The sequence below is a fragment of the Streptomyces sp. GB4-14 genome (assembly GCF_022696125.1).
GTDB lineage: Bacteria > Actinomycetota > Actinomycetes > Streptomycetales > Streptomycetaceae > Streptomyces > Streptomyces werraensis.
The window spans coordinates 3,035,218-3,052,487 of record NZ_RZHO01000002.1; the positions used below are offsets into that span (position 1 = coordinate 3,035,218).

Annotated in this window: 18 protein-coding genes; 8 read left to right on the top strand and 10 right to left on the bottom strand. The window is 74.3% G+C overall.

Annotated elements, in window-relative coordinates:
• Positions 1-39: 39 nt before the first annotated feature.
• From ELQ39_RS15040 to ELQ39_RS15060, 5 genes are all read right to left on the bottom strand, one after another.
• Entirely contained in the window at positions 40-249 is a 210-nt protein-coding gene (locus ELQ39_RS15040) for a hypothetical protein (protein ID WP_242592195.1), read from the bottom strand.
• 300 nt (positions 250-549) lie between these two features.
• Positions 550-1,764 carry an NAD(P)/FAD-dependent oxidoreductase gene (locus ELQ39_RS15045; protein ID WP_242592196.1) on the bottom strand — a complete coding sequence of 405 codons (1,215 nt, stop codon included), beginning with the start codon at positions 1,762-1,764 and terminating at the stop codon, positions 550-552.
• A gap of 107 nt (positions 1,765-1,871) precedes the next feature.
• The gene (locus ELQ39_RS15050; protein ID WP_242592197.1) at positions 1,872-2,819 is read right to left on the bottom strand and encodes an RNA polymerase sigma-70 factor; all 948 of its coding nucleotides are present in this window, start codon (positions 2,817-2,819) and stop codon (positions 1,872-1,874) included.
• Positions 2,820-2,905: 86 nt separating this feature from the next.
• Positions 2,906-3,112, bottom strand: a complete 207-nt coding sequence (locus ELQ39_RS15055) for a DUF4287 domain-containing protein (RefSeq protein ID WP_190004584.1) — start codon at positions 3,110-3,112, stop codon at positions 2,906-2,908.
• Between the two features lie 98 nt (positions 3,113-3,210).
• A complete protein-coding gene (locus ELQ39_RS15060) occupies positions 3,211-4,341 on the bottom strand; it encodes a sugar ABC transporter substrate-binding protein (RefSeq protein ID WP_242592198.1) in 1,131 nt (376 codons plus the stop codon).
• A 310-nt stretch (positions 4,342-4,651) separates the two neighbouring features.
• Here ELQ39_RS15060 and ELQ39_RS15065 point away from each other — a divergent pair, with 310 nt between their 5' ends.
• Together ELQ39_RS15065 and ELQ39_RS15070 are read left to right on the top strand one after the other, a co-directional pair.
• The gene (locus ELQ39_RS15065; protein ID WP_242595706.1) at positions 4,652-6,085 is read left to right on the top strand and encodes an SCO2400 family protein; all 1,434 of its coding nucleotides are present in this window, start codon (positions 4,652-4,654) and stop codon (positions 6,083-6,085) included.
• Between the two features lie 54 nt (positions 6,086-6,139).
• Entirely contained in the window at positions 6,140-6,460 is a 321-nt protein-coding gene (locus ELQ39_RS15070) for an antibiotic biosynthesis monooxygenase family protein (protein WP_242592199.1), read from the top strand.
• Between the two features lie 10 nt (positions 6,461-6,470).
• Here the strand turns inward: ELQ39_RS15070 and bla are convergent, their stop codons facing one another.
• Positions 6,471-7,391 (bottom strand): class A beta-lactamase, encoded by a 921-nt coding sequence (gene bla / locus ELQ39_RS15075; RefSeq protein WP_242592200.1) that lies wholly within the window; start codon positions 7,389-7,391, stop codon positions 6,471-6,473.
• 32 nt (positions 7,392-7,423) lie between these two features.
• Positions 7,424-9,052, bottom strand: a complete 1,629-nt coding sequence (locus tag ELQ39_RS15080) for a penicillin-binding transpeptidase domain-containing protein (protein ID WP_242592201.1) — start codon at positions 9,050-9,052, stop codon at positions 7,424-7,426.
• Positions 9,053-9,137: 85 nt separating this feature from the next.
• On the opposite strand from ELQ39_RS15080, the gene ELQ39_RS15085 reads away from it, so the two are divergent.
• Entirely contained in the window at positions 9,138-10,106 is a 969-nt protein-coding gene (locus ELQ39_RS15085; RefSeq protein ID WP_242592202.1) for a LysR family transcriptional regulator, read from the top strand.
• Positions 10,103-10,993, top strand: coding sequence for a serine hydrolase (locus tag ELQ39_RS15090; RefSeq protein ID WP_190004578.1), 891 nt, complete (start codon positions 10,103-10,105; stop codon positions 10,991-10,993). Before ELQ39_RS15085 ends, ELQ39_RS15090 begins: the two co-directional genes overlap by 4 nt.
• A 121-nt stretch (positions 10,994-11,114) precedes the next feature.
• Here ELQ39_RS15090 and ELQ39_RS15095 read toward each other — a convergent pair whose 3' ends face one another.
• From ELQ39_RS15095 to ELQ39_RS15105, 3 genes are all read right to left on the bottom strand, one after another.
• On the bottom strand, positions 11,115-11,318 hold the full coding sequence (locus ELQ39_RS15095) for a cold-shock protein (protein ID WP_006134583.1): 204 nt from the start codon (positions 11,316-11,318) through the stop codon (positions 11,115-11,117).
• A 237-nt stretch (positions 11,319-11,555) separates the two neighbouring features.
• Positions 11,556-11,936 (bottom strand): MerR family transcriptional regulator, encoded by a 381-nt coding sequence (locus ELQ39_RS15100; RefSeq protein WP_190004577.1) that lies wholly within the window; start codon positions 11,934-11,936, stop codon positions 11,556-11,558.
• A gap of 124 nt (positions 11,937-12,060) precedes the next feature.
• Positions 12,061-12,789: a TetR/AcrR family transcriptional regulator gene (locus ELQ39_RS15105; protein WP_242592203.1), complete on the bottom strand. Its 729-nt coding sequence runs from the start codon at positions 12,787-12,789 to the stop codon at positions 12,061-12,063.
• A gap of 104 nt (positions 12,790-12,893) precedes the next feature.
• Here ELQ39_RS15105 and ELQ39_RS15110 point away from each other — a divergent pair, with 104 nt between their 5' ends.
• From ELQ39_RS15110 to ELQ39_RS15125, 4 genes are all read left to right on the top strand, one after another.
• Entirely contained in the window at positions 12,894-14,108 is a 1,215-nt protein-coding gene (locus ELQ39_RS15110; protein ID WP_242592204.1) for a cytochrome P450 family protein, read from the top strand.
• 99 nt (positions 14,109-14,207) lie between these two features.
• Positions 14,208-14,594: an ArsR/SmtB family transcription factor gene (locus ELQ39_RS15115; RefSeq protein ID WP_242592205.1), complete on the top strand. Its 387-nt coding sequence runs from the start codon at positions 14,208-14,210 to the stop codon at positions 14,592-14,594.
• Positions 14,591-14,905, top strand: coding sequence for a hypothetical protein (locus ELQ39_RS15120; protein ID WP_225627170.1), 315 nt, complete (start codon positions 14,591-14,593; stop codon positions 14,903-14,905). Before ELQ39_RS15115 ends, ELQ39_RS15120 begins: the two co-directional genes overlap by 4 nt.
• A 197-nt stretch (positions 14,906-15,102) precedes the next feature.
• Positions 15,103-17,223 carry an MMPL family transporter gene (locus tag ELQ39_RS15125; RefSeq protein ID WP_242592206.1) on the top strand — a complete coding sequence of 707 codons (2,121 nt, stop codon included), beginning with the start codon at positions 15,103-15,105 and terminating at the stop codon, positions 17,221-17,223.
• Positions 17,224-17,270 lie beyond the last annotated feature (47 nt).

Genomic DNA, 17,270 nt, shown 5'->3' on the forward strand with positions numbered 1-17,270 from the left:
GGGTCTCTGTCGCTGGGTGCAGAAGAAGGGCGCGGAGCCCTACCAGGGGCGGGCGAGGCAGCGGCGGAAGCCCGCGGCCCGGGTCGCGAAGCCGCACGCTCCGCGGACGGTGCCGACGTACGCGCCGTCCGCCGCCGGCAGCCGGACCTCGCAGCGCCCGGCGGCCTCACCCGGCCGCACGACGGCGTCCGCCGGCCGGCGCCCGGCACCGGGCTGTCGGGGTGCCTCGGCCAGGACCGCGGCGTCCACGGACAGGATGCCCCGCCCGCCGCGGGTGAGGTTCGGTACGCCGATGCGGTCGGCCGTCCGGCCACGGTCTCGCCGACGACGGCAGCCAGGACCGTCCGGCCCCTGTTGAGCCGGCATGGCCGCCCGGACGGCGGCGGGCGCGGGAGGCAGCAGGGGTCGTCCGCGTTCAGCTCGCCGTGGAGAGCGAGCACGCCGACGGGTCCGGCTCCCCGGCTGCCCGCACAGGGGTCTCCACCCGCGGGGCCGGGCGCGTCCACCCCGGCCGCCGGGTGCCGTGCACACCCGGCGGCCGGCCGGTGCTCAGGCGGCCGACTCCGGTGCCGGCTCCGGTGCCGGGGTCGCGGACCCCGCCGGGGCGGGGTGGGTGATCCGGCGACGGCGGCTGGGGAGACCCAGGGTCGGGTGGGCGACGCCCCAGGCCGCGCTCTTGCAGATCAGCTCCTTGTAGAGGGCCGCGACACGGCCGGTCAGCACGGCGCTCTTCGCACGGTCGTCGGCGGTGACGTACTGGATGAGTCCGTCCTTGCGGCCGAGCGAGATGCACTGGTTGAAGTACCGCAGCGGCACGTGCGGCATCCTCCCGCCGGTGAGGCGGGCCGCGATCGCGTCGGCGGCCTGCCACGCGGTGGGCGTGCCGGTCGCGCACGACATCCGCAGCGGCTTGTCGCCGGGCCCCTGCACCAGCGCCGCGTCGCCGACGGCGTACACGTCCGGGTGCGAGACCGAGCGCATGGTGCCGTCGACCACGATCTGCCCGGTGTCACCCACCTCGAGGGTCGTGGCGCGGGCGATCGGGTGGACGGCGAACCCGGCGGTCCACACGGTGAGCGCGGACGGCAGGACCGTCCCGTCGGCGGTGACCACGCGGCCGTCCTCCACGGCCGTGACCTCGGCGTTCTCGCGCGCGGTGATGCCGAGCCGGCCGAACACCGCGCGCAGGTGCGCCTGGCCCTTGGGCGACAGCCAGTCGCCGAGGCCGGTGCGGGCGGCGAGGGTGACCTCCAGGTCCGGACGCGACTCGGCGATCTCGGTGGCCGCCTCCAGACCGGTGAGGCCGCCGCCCACCACGACCACGGGCTGCCCGGCGGTGAGCCCGGCCAGCCGCTCGCGCGCCCGCAGCGCGCCGGCCCGCCCGGCGATCTCGTGGGCGTGCTCGGCGGCGCCGGGGACGCCGTGGTCGTCCCAGCGGCTGCCGAGGGCGTAGACGAGGGTGTCGTACGCCAGCTCCTCGGCGCCGCCGTCGCCGGTGACGGCGACGACCTTGCGGTCGACGTCGACGGCGGTGACCCGGGCGACCTTCAGCCCGACACCGGTCCCGGCGAGCACGTCGGTCAGCGGCCGGTGCGGGAGCTCGCGTCCGGTGGCCAGCTCGTGGTTGCGGACCCGCTCGACGAAGTCGGGCTCGGCGTTGACGAGGGTGACGGAGACGTCGTCACGGTGCAGCCGCCTGGCCAGGCGTCCGGCGGCGGAGGCTCCGGCGTATCCGGCTCCGAGGACGATGATGCGGTGCTGCATGGCAGGCTCCTGTCGTCGACTGGTTCGCCCCTTGAACCGGGCAGCCCGCCGATCCCTGACACCTTCATCATGTGACCTACGTCACACCAGTCCGGTACGGGTACGGATCAGTAAACGTTCCTCATCAGCGGCTCCCCGTGGTCGACGGCGGCCCACCGCTCCGTCACGCGCTCCAGCTTGTCGGGGTTGACCTGGCTGCGGACCGCCGCGATGCCGTCCTCGGTGACCTCCAGGCACATCACGCCGATCACCCGGCCGTCGACGACGGCAACGACGGCCGGATCGCCGTTCGCGGTCGTCGCGTACAGCTCGGGCGACCCGCCTGCCACGGCCCGCTTCCCGGCGCCCGGCGTGAACAGGCCGCGCAGGAACGTGGCCACCGCCTTGACGCCCTCGAACGCCTTCGCGCGCGCCGGCACCTTCCCGCCGCCGTCGCCGACCGCGACGGCGTCCCGGGTGAGCAGCGCGACCAGCGGCCCGGTCCGTCCGCTGGTCGCGGCCGCGAGGAACTCCTCGACGACCCGCCGCGCCTCGGCCTCGTCGATCTCCCGGCGCGCCCTGCCCCGCGCCACGTGCTTCCTCGCCCGGTGCAGGATCTGCTGACTGGCGGCCTCGCTGACGTCGAGGATCTCCGCGATCTCCTTGTGCGCGTAGCCGAACGCCTCCCGCAGCACGTACACCGCGCGCTCGTCCGGGGACAGCCGCTCCAGCAGCACGAGCATCGCGAACGACACCGACTCCCGCTGTTCGGCCGTGTCGGCGGGCCCCAGCATGGGGTCCCCGGCGACCAGCGGCTCGGGCAGCCACTGGCCCACGTACGTCTCGCGCCGGGCGCGGGCCGAGGTGAGCTGGTTGAGGCAGATGTTGGTGAGCACCTTCGTCAGCCACGCCTCGGGCACCTCGATCCGCCCGGTGTCCGCGCCCTGCCAGCGCAGATACGTCTCCTGCACGGCGTCCTCGGCCTCGCTCGCGGAGCCGAGCAGACGGTAGGCGATGGCCTCAAGACGGGGCTTGGCCGCCAGGAACCGGTTCACATCGCTCGTGGGCGCAGACATGCCGCGATCCTAGGCACGTCCCCGGCGCCCGCGCCCGCCTTCACGCCCGGCCGCCGCGCCCCGCGGCACACCCGCCGCGCCCCCGGTCACCCCTTCTCCGCGAGGGTGTGGGCGACCAGGGCGTTGGCATGCCCGTGGCCCAGTCCGTGCTCCGCCTTGAGCCAGGCGACCAGCTCCATGTGCCGGGTCAGCGGCGAGGAGCGGATGAGCTCCTTCCACTCGGCCACGGGGCGGCCGTACTTCTTCTCGATGGACGGGAAATAGCTGGCGGGGCCCTTCACCTGTGCGCTCATGACGACCGGTCCTTCCTCCGCTCGCGGACACCTACGCCCATGAAGACCGGGGGAAGGACCAGAACTGAGCGGGAACACCGACGTGACCCGCGTCACTCTCAGTTGGTGAGCCCGATCTCCGCGCAGTCGTCCGCGTACGCCGGGGTGCAGATGTCCTTGACGGTGTAGACGCCGTCCGCGACCACCGTGTCCTCGATGTTCTCCCGGGTGAGGGCGACCACCGGCACCAGCATCGCCGGGATGTCCTTCTGCGACCGGCTGTCGATGACGTCCTGCGCGAGCGCGTCGAACTGGATCGCCCGGTCCTGCACCTTCGCGACCGCCATGTCCGCGGCCCCGGTCGCCTCCAGCAGGAAGGACTTGTAGACGGTCATGTACTGGGTGCCGGAGACCACCCTGCGCACCGCCTCCAGGTCCGCGTCCTGCCCGGTCACCGGCGGCAGTTCGGTGAGCCCCGCCCGCTGGAGCTCCTCGATGACGGCGCCGGCCATGCCGTCGTTCGCCGAGTAGACGGCGGCGACGTTCCCCGCGCCGACCTTCTTGATGGCCTTGCGCATGTTCTCCGCCGCGACCTCGGGCAGCCACTTCCTGGTGTCGTACGACGCGGCGATGTCCACCGCCCCGTCCAGCTCGCCCAGCGCGCCCTTCTTGAACAGCGCGGTGTTCGGGTCGGCGGGCTCGCCGTTCATCATGACGACCTTCTTGTCGACGGCCTTCCCGCCGAGCGCGTTGACCAGGGCGCGGCCCTGCACCTGGCCGACGAGTTCGTTGTCGTGCGAGACGTACGCGTCGACCGGCCCCTCGGCGAGCCGGTCGTAGGCGATGACGGGTATGCCCGCCCGCTTGGCCAGGCGCACGTCGGGCGCGACGGCGGACGCGTCCACCGCGTCCACGAGGATGACGTCGACCTTCCGGCCGATCATCTGCCGGAACTGCTCGCTCTGCTTCTCCTTGCTGCCCTCGGCGTTGGCATAGACGACCTCGCCCTGCTTGTTGGTCTGCGAGGCGATGCGCTCCTTGATGAGCGGGTAATCGAACTGCTCGAACCGCGCCGTGTCCCGGTCCGGCAGGAGCAGGCCCACGGTGATGTCGTGGTCGACGCGCGCGTCCGGGCTGTCGTCGTCACCCGGTCCGAGCGCACCGCAGGCGGTGAGGGAGAGGGCCGTGAGGGAAGCGGTCAGCAGCAGGGCACACCGGCGTGCGGCGGCAGCGATGGTACGGGGCTTCAAGGTGGGGCGCCTTCCGGGCGGGCGTGCGGCATGGGGGTGGAGCTGGACGGCGGCCGACGCGGCGCTCCGTGCGGCGTCGGGGCCGACGTCCGGCCGGGCCCAGAACGTTGCTCAGCAGTGTGTCCGTTGTGCGGGGGTGCGGCACACGTGCTCACGACCTTCTCCCCTGGCACGCCGAGAATGTGCGCAGGAGCGGCACACGGGCTGCACACAGCGGGCCGTGGGCCTGGCTAGCGTGGCTGTTCCCTGCCCGGACCGGGCCGGCCGCTCCTGTGCGGACGCCCGGTACGACACCTCAGGAAGACAGCGGATGGACTACTGCTCCACGTGTCGCCGGCACCTGAACGGCGCCCTGGTCTGCCCGGGTTGCGGCGCCTACGCCCCCGACATCGCCCCCGGCGTGGTGGGCGGCCACCGCGTCCCCGGACGGGCGGCGACGGCCTCCGGAACGGCCGGTGCGGCGCACGGCGCCGCCGAGGAAGGCCCCGCCGAGGGCGGGTGGTTCACCGCTCCCGCACGGTCCGCCGAGACGACGCGGCCCCACGAGGCCGCACGTCCGGCCGGTTCCGGACGCCCCCTCGACGGCGCGCGCTCCTCCGACACCACATGGCCGGTCGGCACCGGCCGGCCGGGCGGGACCACGCGGCCCCACGAGGCCGCACGCACCGTCGACGCACGCCCCGCCGACGCCGGACGCCCCCTCGACGGCGCACGTTCCTCCGACACCACATGGCCGGTCGGCACCGGCCGGCCCGCAGAGACCACGCGGCCCGACGACGGTCTGCGGCACGACGGTTCCGGACGGCCCACCGGCACCACGGGGCCCGACGAGGTCGCACGGCCCACCGGTTCCGCAGGCGCCACGCGGCCCTTCGACGGCGCACGGGCGGGCGGGACGGGCCCTCGGCCCAGCGGCACCGCACGGTCCGCCGAAGCCACGTCCTCCGCCGAAGGCATACGTTCCCTCGCCCCCGCCCACCGTGCCGAGAGCGCGGTGTTCGCCGCCCCGGCGCGGCCCGCCGGCACCGCACAGGGTGGGGAAACCGGTCCCGCGGACGACACCCTCCGCGCCCTGCCGGCAGGCCCCGGCACCGGACGCGCGGCGCGGCGGCGGCAGTTGGCCCGCTGGAGGAAGACGCAGCGGCGCGCCCTGGTCGCCACGGCCGTGGCGCTCGTCGGCGGCGGCATCACCCTCGCCTCCACGGATCGGGGCGGCACCGACCGTGCCCAGGCCGCCACCGCGCCCGACCTGCACGGCATGGGCGGCACCGGCAGCACCACGGACGAGGCGGCCGGCGCCCCGTCCGCTGCCCCGGACCGCACGACCCCTCCGCCGCGGGCCGACGCCCGCCGCGGCCCGACGCGTCCCGAGGCCGCGCCCACCGCCACCGCGCCCCCGTACGGCGCCCACACCGACGGCGCCGCCGCCACCGAGGTGCCCGCCGGGGGACGTTCGGACGCGTCCGAGTCGGTGTCCCGCTCCGGCGACCGCTCCGGGGCGAGCTCCGGCGCGAGCCAGGACACCGGCGGCGGAGCGCCCAGTTCCGGTGGCTCGACGACCCCCACGCGCCCCTCCTCGCCCCCGCCCTCCGCCGACGACGGCTCCGGGAGCGGCGACACGGGCGGCGACGGCGGTTCGGGTCAGGGCGACGACTCGGCCACCCAGCCGGCGCCGAGCACCCCGCCGCCCGCCGACGAGCCGCGCGACCCCCGCCTCTGCCTGCTGGTGATCTGCCTCGGCTGACCGCGCCGCCGCCCCGAACCGCGGCCGGCACGGGAACTGCGGGACAATCGCCGCATGAGCGTCGTCAAGATCAACGTACTCACGGTTCCCGAGGACCAGCGCGAGACCCTGGAGAAGCGGTTCGCCGCGCGGGCCGGCGCGGTGGAGAGCTCGGACGGCTTCGAGTGGTTCGAGCTGCTCCGCCCGGTCGAGGGCACCGACACCTACCTCGTCTACACCCGCTGGCGCAGCGAGGAGGACTTCGAGCGCTGGAGGGACGGGCGCGGCCAGGCCGCCCACGCCGGCCCGCAGGGCGACAAGCCGCGTCCGGCGGCCACCGACGCCACCCTGTGGTCCTTCGAGGTGGTCCAGCAGGCGGCGCCCCGCCAGCACTGACCGGCGGACGTCACCGCAGCACGTCCAGCACCCGCCGCGCCGCCTCCGCCACCAGCTCCTCGCTGGAGGCCGCGGCGCGGCCGGGGCGTTCCGTCAGCACCGACAGCACCAGCGGCGCACGTCCGGCCCCGGGCCACAGCACGGCCACGTCGTTGCACCGGCCCCACTCGCCGCTGCCGGTCTTGTCGCCCACCCTCCAGCCGCGAGGCGCGCCCGCCCGGATGCGGCGGTCGCCGGTCTTGTTGCGCACCAGCCAGTCGGTGAGCAGGGCGCGCCCTGCGGCGGGCAGGGCGTCTCCGAGGACCAGGGCGCGGTAGTCGGCGGCGATCGCGCGGGGCGTGGTGGTGTCGCGCGGGTCGCCGGGCGGGTTGCTGTTCAGCTCGGGTTCGGTGTGGTCCAGCCGTGTCACCCGGTCGCCCAGCCGGCGCGTGTACGCGGTGACGCCGCGCGGGCCGCCGATGTCCCGCAGCAGCAGATTGGCGGCCGTGTTGTCGCTGTACCGGACGGCCGCGTCGCACAGCTGCCGCAGTGTCATGCCCTCCCCGGTGTGCTTCTCGGTGACGGGCGAGTACGGCACCAGGTCGGCCGTGCCGTAGGTGATCCGTTCGTCCAGGCGGGCGCCGGGGCGGTGGTCCAGGACCGCGGCGGCGGCGAGGGTCTTGAAGGTCGAGCAGAGCGCGAAGCGCTCGTCGGCCCGGTGGACGACGGTCGCACCGGTGCCGGTGTCGACGGCGAACACCCCCAGCCGGGCGCCGTACTCGCGTTCCAGCGCGGCGAGGTTGCGGGGGCTGACCGGGGACGGCGTGCCGCGGCCGGCGGTCGCGGAGGCTCCGGAGGCCGGGGCGCGGCCGGGGGCGTCGGTGGTGCAGCCCGCCACGGGGACGAGGGCGGCGGTCAGCAGCAGGGAGCGGCGGGAGAGGCGTGCGGTCATGACGGGGCGTCCTTCGGAGGTCGGGGTGTGGCTCAGGAGCGGGGCGCGGCGGACAGCAGGGCGTGCAGCACGGGTCCGGCCGAGCCCCCGCCGGTGACGCCCTCCTCGACGACGCAGGCCACGGCGACGCCGTCGCGGTGGGCGACCATCCAGCCGTTGTTCTCCTGGTCGTCGGAGACCTCGGCGGTGCCGGTCTTGCCGCCGACCTCACCGGCGAGCGGGGCCAGGGCGCGTGCGGTGCCCTCGGTGACCGTGGCCCGCAGCAGCGTGCGGAGCTGAGCGACGACGCGGGGCGGCAGCGGCTCGGTCTCGGTGGTGTCCTCGGTGCCGGGGACGAGGACGGGCTGGTGGAAGCGGCCGGAGACGGCCGTCGCGGTGACCGACGCCATGATCAGCGGGTTGGCCTGCACCCGGCCCTGGCCGATCATCGACGCGGCCTTCTCCGTCGCGTCGCGCGGCTCGGGCACGGACCCGTCGTACGAGGGGACGCCCACGTGCCAGGTCTGGCCGACCCCGAAGTACCGCGCCGCGACCTCGCCGAGCTCGTCGTCTCCGAGCCGGCTCCGCAGGCCGATGAAGGCGGTGTTGCAGGACTCGGTGAACGCCTTGCGGAAGGTGGCGCCCGGGTGGGCGGAGGTCTCGACGTTCTGGAACCGCTTGCCGACGGTGAGGTAGCGGGGGCAGTCCACGACGTCGTCAGGGGCGACCGCGCCCTTCAGCAGCAGGGCGCTGCTGGTGACGATCTTCCAGGTGGAGCCGGGGGCGTAGGTGCCGGAGACCGCGCGGTTGAAGCCGTCTGCCGGGGAGTTGGCCACGGCGAGGATCTGTCCGTCCTCCACGCGCAGGGCGACCAGCGCCGCGTTCTTCCCGCCGGTCTTCTCCAGGGCCTGCTCTGCGGCCGCCTGCCAGCGGGCGTCGAGGGTGGTGCGTACGGGTCCCTCGTCCTCGGGCGTCTTCGAGCCGAAGGCCGCCTCGGTGCGGCGGACCTCCCCGGTGACGCGGTCGACGAGCAGCACGGCCCCGCGCGGCCCGCCGCCGTCCGTGGAGCGGGCGAGCCGGGCGAGGACCGGGCCGAGGGAGGGGTGGGTGGCCGCCGACAGGGTCCGGCCGGCGCGGTCGTCCGCGCGGACCGGCTCGGCCTCCTCCCGCTCCAGGCGGAACTTCTCCGTGCCGCTGAGCCGCGGATGCACCAGCGCCAGCCGCCAGTCCACCTTCCACTCACCGCCCCGCTCCCGCAGCGGCAGTTCGGCGGCGTACGTCCAGGTGCCGAGGCCGGTGACGGGCATCCGCGCGGTGTACGGCACGGTGACGGCGCGTCCGCCGGACTCCTCGTCCTCCGTGGGCTTCCCCGCGGTGAGCACGGGTTTCTCGATGTCGAGCCCGGCGGTGAAGCTGCTCAGCACCTCCTGGGCGCGGTCGGGTCTCGTGGTGCGGGCGGCGGCGTCCGGGAGGCGTCCGGCGGCCCAGTCGGCGAGGAACGCGCGGGCCTCGGCCACCGCCTCCGGGTCGGGTCCGGACTCGCCCTCGAAGGGGCCGAGCCCGGCGCCCCAGGCGCCGCCGACGGCGACCGCGGCGACCGCCGTGACGGCGACGAGCGCCTTGACCGCCGTCCGGGGGCGACGGCGGGGACCGGTGCGGGGAAGGTCGGGAAACGTGTTCATGCCCCGACCACAGCAGCGTCGAGGGCGATCCGTCCAAGTCCGCTATCAATCATGGACCGATAAACACTCGATATGATGACTGGTCGTGGACCTGGTGCGGCACCTGGAGTGCTTCGTGGCTGTTGCAGAAGAGTCACACTTCGGCCGCGCCGCCGCCCGTCTCGGCATGGCCCAGCCCCCTCTCTCCCAGCGCGTGCAGCGGCTCGAACGGGAGCTGGGGGTGCGGCTGTTCGAGCGCACCAGCCGTCAGGTGCGGATCACGGAGGCCGGGACGCTGCTGCTGGCCGAGGCGCGTCAGGTGCTGTCCCGCACGGAGTCGTTCCTCGCCGCCGCCCGCCGGGTGCGCGACGGTGAGACGGGCCTGCTGCGCGCCGCGCTGCCCCCGGACCTCTCCGGCGAGACCGTGGCCGCCCTGCTCGCGGACTTCGGCGACCGTCACGCGGGACTGGAGCTGGAACTGCACGAGCTGTCCACTGCCCAGCAGCTCGACCGGCTCGCGGCGCACGACCTGGACGTGGGCGTCGTCCACCACCCGTGCGACGTGACGGGGCTGGAGCTGGGCCCGGTGCTGCGCAGGGAGATGGGCGTGCTGCTGCCCGCCGGCGCCGCGGCGGCCGCCCTCGACGAGGTCCCGCTGCCCGCGCTGTCCGGCCGCGACCTGATCCTCTTCCCCCGCACGGCGGCGCCCGCCCTCTACGACGAGCTGCTGACCACCTGCGCCCGCGGCGGATTCACCCCCGCCGCCGTACGCCACGGCCAGGGCGCCAGTTTCGTCAAGGGCCTCGTGCTGTCCTCGGGGGCGGTCGCGCTGTGTCCGCGTGACGCGGCCCCGCCGGGGCAGGGGGACGAGGAGGCGGATGTCGTGTGGCGTCCGCTGACCGGCGGGGCGCCCGCCCTGCGGCACTCCGCGGCCTGGCCGAAGGGGCGCGGCGACGCCGCCGTGCAGGCGTTCGCGGAGGCGGCCACGCACGCCCTGCGCACCGCCGCCGGCGCGGTCCCCGACGTGCCGGCCCGTCCCCTGCATCTGCGACCGGCATCGGAGTACTGGCTGTGACGGACGCCGTCGCCCGCATCCACGCTGCCCTCGCCGACGCCGGGGTCACCGGCTGGCTGCACGCCCTGGACATCGACTCCGGCGAGCAGCTCGACGCCGGGGCCGACCAGCCGGTGTGCACGGCGAGCGTGCACAAGCTGTGTGTCCTGGTCGCGCTGCACGAGCAGGCGGCGCGGGGCGCGCTGGACCTGGCCGAGCAGGTGGAGAGCGGGCCGGAGGCACGGACGGCGGGGCCGACGGGAGTGGCGGCGATGCTGGACGCGGCCCGGATGTCGCTGCGCGATCTCGCCTATCTGATGATGGCGGTCAGCGACAACGCGGCCGCCGACCTGCTGCTGCGCCGGGTGGGTCTGGACGCGGTGAACGCGACGACGGAGCGGCTGGGCCTCACCCGGACGCGGGCCGTGCACTCCTTCGGCGAGATGCTGGCCACCGTCAAGGAGGACGCCGGGGCGGAGGGGGCGCGGGCGCTGGCCGATCCACGGGTGGTGAGCCGGCTGCGGGCGCTGGACCCGGCGCGCACCAACCGCAGCACCCCGCGGGACATGACACGGCTGCTGGGCGCGGTGTGGCGGGACGAGGCGTGCACCCCCGAGCACGGCGCGGCCATGCGGCGGATCATGGGGCTTCAGGTGTGGCCGCACCGTCTGGCCTCGGGTTTTCCTTTCGACGACGTCCATGTCGCCGGAAAGACCGGAAGCCTGCCGACCCTGCGCAACGAGGTGGGCGTGGTCGAGTATCCGGACGGGGGCCGTTACGCGGTCGCCGTCTTCACCCGGACGGCGCACACGGCGGCGACCCTTCCGGCGGCCGACGCGGTGATCGGCACGGCGGCGCGGATCGCGGTGGACGCACTGCGTGCGAGGGCGTTCCGCTCGTCGCGCTGACCGTCATGCCGGGCGCGGCGGAAAACGTACGGAAGTCATGTCCGTGAACAAACGAAAAGCGGGTGCCCGCACATGACGTGCGAGCACCCGCTCATCCAAACCTGCGTGCAGGTCGGGAAGGTCAGGCGGGAACGATGTTCTCCGCCTGCGGGCCCTTCTGGCCCTGGGTGACGTCGAAGGTCACCTTCTGGCCTTCCTGGAGCTCGCGGTAGCCCGAGGTGGCGATGTTCGAGTAGTGGGCGAACACGTCAGCGCCGCCGCCGTCCTGCTCGATGAAGCCGAAGCCCTTTTCCGAGTTGAACCACTTGACCGTACCGGTGGCCATAATTTTCTCCTGAGACAGTGCGGGAATCGCACTTTACGAATCCCTACATCGTCGCGATGATCACCTGCCCGGAGAACCGGTTCAAACTGGCAACCACAACTGCAACTGACGTCAGCCTAGCACGGAAAGGATTCTCGGCAAGCGAGGAAAATCACTGGAATAAACCCGGTCGGCATGTTTAGCGAAAGGAATTTCTCGCGGGCGGGGCGGAAATTCTGCGCCGGCCGGGACAGATTTTCACCGGTTGCCGTGGACCGTGTCGGCTCCCTGTCGGCGGAGCTCCTCGTTCATCCGTTCGGCCTGCTCGAGCTGGTCCTCGAGGCTCACGATGCGGCACGCGGCGTCCACCGGGGTGCCTTGGTCGACCAGCTCGCGGGCGCGGGCGGCGAGCCGCAGCTGGTGGCGCGAGTAGCGCCGGTGACCACCGTCCGAGCGGGTCGGGGTGATCAGCCGCGCCTCGCCGAGAGCGCGGAGGAACGCGGGTGTCGCTCCGACCAGTTCGGCGGCCCTGCCCATGGTGTAGGCCGGGAAGTGGTCGTCGTCGAGCCGGTCGGCGACGGGCGGCCGGTCCTGGTCCGGCTGCCGGCCGTCGGCGTACGGCTGACTTTCCGAGGGCATACGCACCTTTCCGCGGACCACAGCGTCACGGTCCGCCACGGGGACAGGTTCCCCACCGACAAACTCTAGTCGCCTCGCCGGAAAATCTGTCGTGGCGCGTACAGATGTCCTCGATCGTCCTCGCCTACGCCGTGCCGCCCGCCGCGGTCCCGCCGGTTGACCCGTCCGTGGGCCTGGCCCGGTGGGGTCCCATTTCACCGAGCACCCGGCCCAGCTCCTCCTCGCCGAGCGGCCGCCCGGGCAGCGGGCGGGGCGCGGTCCCGGTGCCGCGCAGTCCTTCGAGGAACAGCGCGAGGGGGCGGCGCCAGGCGTCGGGGCCGGCGGCGACGGCCAGCGGCGGCACGGCACGGCCCAGTGCCGCCAGGGCGAAGAGAAGGTCCTCGGTGGTGACGTCGGCGCGCACGCTGCCCTGCGCGCGGGCGCGCTCCAGCAGCACGTCCACGGTCTCGCGGTTGTGCGCGTGCACCGCGCCGAGCGTCTCGACGTCCGGCAGACGGGTGGTCATCAGGTCGTTGGTGCCGCGATCGGCCGCAAGGGTGGCGAACACGGCGTCGAGGTAGCCCGCCAGGCCGGCCCACGCGTCGGGCGCGCGGCGCGCGCGTTCACCCGCCTCCATGGTCCCCGTGAGCTGGTCGCGGAACACGGCGTCCACGAGCGCGGCCCGGGTGGGGAAGTGCCGGTAGAGCGTCGCGTTGCCGACCCCGGCGCGTCGCGCGATCACGTCCAGCGGCGCCTCGAGCCCCTGCTCGGCGAACACGGCGTGCGCCGCCTCCACCAGCCGTTCCCGGTTCCGCCGCGCGTCCCGCCGCAGCCGGGGCGGGGCGGGCGTCTCGGGTCCTTCACCGACGGTCATGGGTCCCTCCGTACGAACCGGGGAGCGCTCCCCGGGCGGATGCTATCGTCCGGAACTCAAACGGGGAGTACTCCCCGCTTAGAACTTCGCCGAGAGGACACACCGTGAGCGCCGACGGACCCGCACCCCTGGAGTGGGCGCCGACGCCCTTCCCCTTCGAGCGGCTCGCGGCCCTGCGCGCCGAGGGGCCGGTGCACCGGGTGCACGTCCCCGGCAGCGGGGACGCCTGGCTGGTGGTGACCCGCGACGCGGCGCGCGCGGCGCTCACCGATCCCCGGCTGCGCAACAACATCCGGCACTCGGCCGGCTGGGAGACCGACGGCGGGCACGCGGTCGGCCGCAACATGCTGCAGAGCGACCCGCCGCACCACACCCGGCTGCGCCGGCTGGTCGCGGGCCACTTCACCCCGGGCCGGATCGCAGCGCTGCGCCCCCGTGTCGAGGCCGTGGCCCGCGACCTGCTGGAGCGGATACCCGAGGCGGGCCACGCCGATCTGGTGGGCGCGTACGCGCTGCCGCTGCCGGTCACCGTGATCTGCGACCTGCTCGGCGTGCCCGCGGGTGACCGCGAGGACTTCCACACCTGGTCGAACGAGCTGGTCATGCCCACGGACGCGGAGACGGCAGCCGCGTCGGCCACCGCGCTCACCGGGTACCTCACCGGCCTGATCGCCCGGAAGGCCCGCACCCCGGACGGCACCCTGCTCGCGGACCTGGCCTCCCCCGACGCGTCCGACGGGCTCACGCCCGAGGAGCTGCTCGGCATGGCGTTCCTGCTGCTGGTCGCCGGGCACGAGACGACCGTCAACCTGATCTCCGCGACCGTCCTCAGCCTGCTCACCCACCCGGACCAGCTCGCCCTGCTGCGCGCCCGCCCGGAGCTGGCCGGCGCGGCGGTGGAGGAGTCGCTGCGGCTCAACTCGCCCGTGCACGCGGGCGCGTTCCGGTTCGCGGCGGAGCCGCTGGAGCTGGCCGGGACCCGTGTGGCCGCCGGGGACGCCGTGCTGGTCTCCCTGGCCGCGGCCTCCCGCGACCCGCTCGCCTTCCCCGACCCCGACCGCTTCGACCTCACCCGGCGCCCCCAGGGCCACCTGGGATTCGGACACGGCGTCCACCACTGCCTCGGCGCCCCGCTCGCCCGCGCGGAGGCCGCCGTCGCCCTGCGCCTGCTGCTGGAACAGCACCCCGCTCTCGTCCTCGACGCCGGCCCGGAGTCCCTCACCTGGCGCGCCGGCACGCTGCTGCGGGGGCTCACCGCACTCCCCGTGCGCCTCGGCCCCCACACCCCGCCCCCCGGGGCCTCCCGGAGCCGACCCTGAGGGTTCCCCCATCCGACCCTGAGATGTGTCAGAAATCTTTGACAGGTGTCTCGGACCCCTGTCAGTCTTTTCTGACAGGTACGAGGGAAAGGGGCCCTGATGCCCGAGGTCCCGCCGCCGGCGCCCACGGGTGACGCTCTGCTGAAGATCCTGACCGCGCTCGGCAACCCGCACCGGATGCGGATCGTGGCGGCACTCGTGAAGAACCGCACGTACGTCAGCGCGCTGGCGCGCGAGATCGGCATCAGCCGGCCGCTGCTGCACATGCACCTGCAGCGGCTGGAGGCCGCGGGCCTCGTCACCGGCACGCTCGAAGCCGCCGACGACGGCAAGACGGTCAAGTACTACGACGTCACGCCGTTCGTCTGCGAACTCACCCCGCACACCGTCGCCCACGCGGCCGCGACGCTCACCGACGACGGCGCGGGCACCGCCGACCGCGGCACGGACCGGTCGGACCGAGGCGCGAAAGAGGAAGCGAAGTGAACGACGAACTGGTGACGCAGGCCGCCGGCGCCGAGGAGCTCGGCGTGCTGGTCGGGGCCGTCGGCGCGGCCGGGTTCTTCAGCCTGATGATCGTGATCGTCTGGCAGGTGGCGGCCACCTGGCGCGCCCGCATGCTGGCCGCGCGCGAGGAGCAGTACAAGGAGCTCGCCACGCGGTACGCGCAACTCCTGGAGGACACCGTGGAGTTGCAGCGCCGCACCACGGAGGACCAGCGCCGGCTGCTGGAGGAACTGGCACAGACCCGGCTCGCCGTCGGGTCGATGGAGAAGATGATGCGCGAGATCGAATGACCCGGTCCGCGTGTGCGCGCAGGTGTACGGCCGGGAGCGGCAACTCCCGGCCGTACGGAGGAAGCACACGCCCCGGACACACCCCAATCCGAACACCACGGCAGGTCGTCACAGCCTGAGCGCCGTGGTGCGGGATCCGTGCGCCCCGCGCCGGCCGTCACCGGCCGGCGGTGCGCCTCACACCAAGGAGAGTACTCATGCGTGCCCTGTTGCAGCGCATCGCGCGTGCGCCCGGCGGGCGCCGCGGAAAGTGGGCCGTGCTCGCGGCCTGGCTGATCGTCGCCGTCGCCCTCGGCCCGCTGGCCGGGAAGCTCGGCGACGTCGAGGACACCGGCCCCAACGCCTTCCTTCCGCACGGCGCCGAGTCCGCCCGCGTCAACACGGAGCTGGAGAAGTTCCGCACGGACACCGTCATGCCCGTGGTCGTCGTGTACACCGGCGCGGGCGCCGGGGAGGCGGCGGACGCCGACCGTGCCGCGCTCGACCGGTTCACCGCCGAGGGACAGCGGATCACCGGGCCGGTGCCGTCGGACGACGGCGAGGCGCTGATGACCGTGGTCCCGCTGGACACGGAGGAGGAGGTCACCGACACCGTCGACGCCCTGCGCGACATCGCCGGGGCCAACGCCCCGCCCGGCACGGACGTCGAGGTCGGCGGCCCCGCCGCCTCCCTCACCGACAGCGTCGCGGTGTTCGACAGCCTCGACGCCACCCTGATGATCGCCACCGGACTCGTCGTGACCGCCCTGCTGCTGATCACGTACCGCAGTCCGGTGCTGTGGCTGTTCCCCCTGCTGTCGGTCGGCTTCGCCGCCGTGCTCACCCAGGCGTCCACCTATCTGCTCGCCGAGCACGCCTCGCTGCCGGTCGACCCGCAGAGCGCGGGCGTGCTGATGGTGCTGGTCTTCGGCGTCGGCACCGACTACGCGCTGCTGCTCATCGCCCGCTACCGGGAGGAGCTGCACCGGCACGAGGACCGGCACCGGGCGATGCGGATCGCCCTCACCCGGTCAGGACCCGCCGTGCTCGCCTCGGCCGGGACCATCGCCGTGGGCCTCGCCTGCCTCGCGCTGGCCGACATCAACTCCTCGCGTTCGCTGGGACTGGTCGGCGCGGTCGGCGTGGTCTGCGCGTTCCTCGCCATGGTGACGGTGCTGCCCGCGCTGCTGGTGCTCGCCGGACGCTGGGTGTTCTGGCCGTTCGTCCCCCGCTTCGGCACGCCCGCGCGCAAGGAGCGCACGGTGTGGTCCCGGATCGGCGGCCTGGTGGCACGGCGTCCGCGCTGGTCGTGGCTGATGTCGCTGGCGGTCACCGGAGTGCTCGCGCTGTCCACGGCCGGGATCTCCCTCGGGCTCACCCAGTCGGAGATGTTCCAGGACGAGCCCGAGTCCGTCGTCGCGCAGGAGCGGCTCTCGGAGCACTTCCCGTCCGGCGCCTCCGACCCCGCGCAGATCGTGACCCGCACCGCCGCCGCGGGCGAGGTGCGGACCGCCGCGGCCGGGGTCGACGGGGTGGCCCGGGTCGAGCCGGGTGGCGACCGCACGCCCGACGGCTCCCTCACCCTGCTGTCGGTGGTGCTGGAGGACGCCCCGGACAGCGACGCCGCCAAGGACACCGTGGACGCGCTGCGCACCGCCGTGCACGCGGTGGACGGCGCGGACGCCCTGGTCGGCGGGACCACCGCGGAGAGCCTGGACACCGCGCGCGCCGCGGACCGGGACCTCACCACCGTGGTGCCGGTGGTGCTGCTGGTCGTCCTCGCCGTGCTGATCGGACTGCTGCGGGCCCTCGTCGGGCCGGTGCTGCTGCTGGCCACCGTGGTGGTGTCGTACCTCGCGGCCCTCGGCGCGTCCGGACTGCTCTTCGAGCACGTCCTCGGCCACGCGGGCGTGGACTGGTCGATCCCGCTGATGGGCTTCGTGTTCCTGGTGGCCCTGGGCATCGACTACAACATCTTCCTCATGCACCGGGTACGGGAGGAGACCGTGCGGCTCGGCGTCGCGCGCGGTGTCCTGGAGGGCCTGACCAGCACCGGAGGGGTGATCACGTCGGCCGGTGTGGTGCTGGCGGCCACCTTCGCAGTGTTCGCCGGGCTGCCGCTGGTGACGATGGCGCAGATGGGTGTGCTGGTGGGGATCGGCGTCCTGCTGGACACGTTCCTCGTGCGCACGGTCATGGTGCCGGCGCTGGCGCTGGACCTGGGCCGACGGTTCTGGTGGCCGGGGAAGCTGTTCCGGGACGCGCCGCGGCCGGACGGGGACGCCGGTTCCGGCCGGACGCCGGAGGCGCGGAAGCCGGTCGCCGGGAGGACGGTGTAGCGCGAGGCGGAGACGGGAAGGCCGGGGCCGGGCCCCGAGCTGCACAC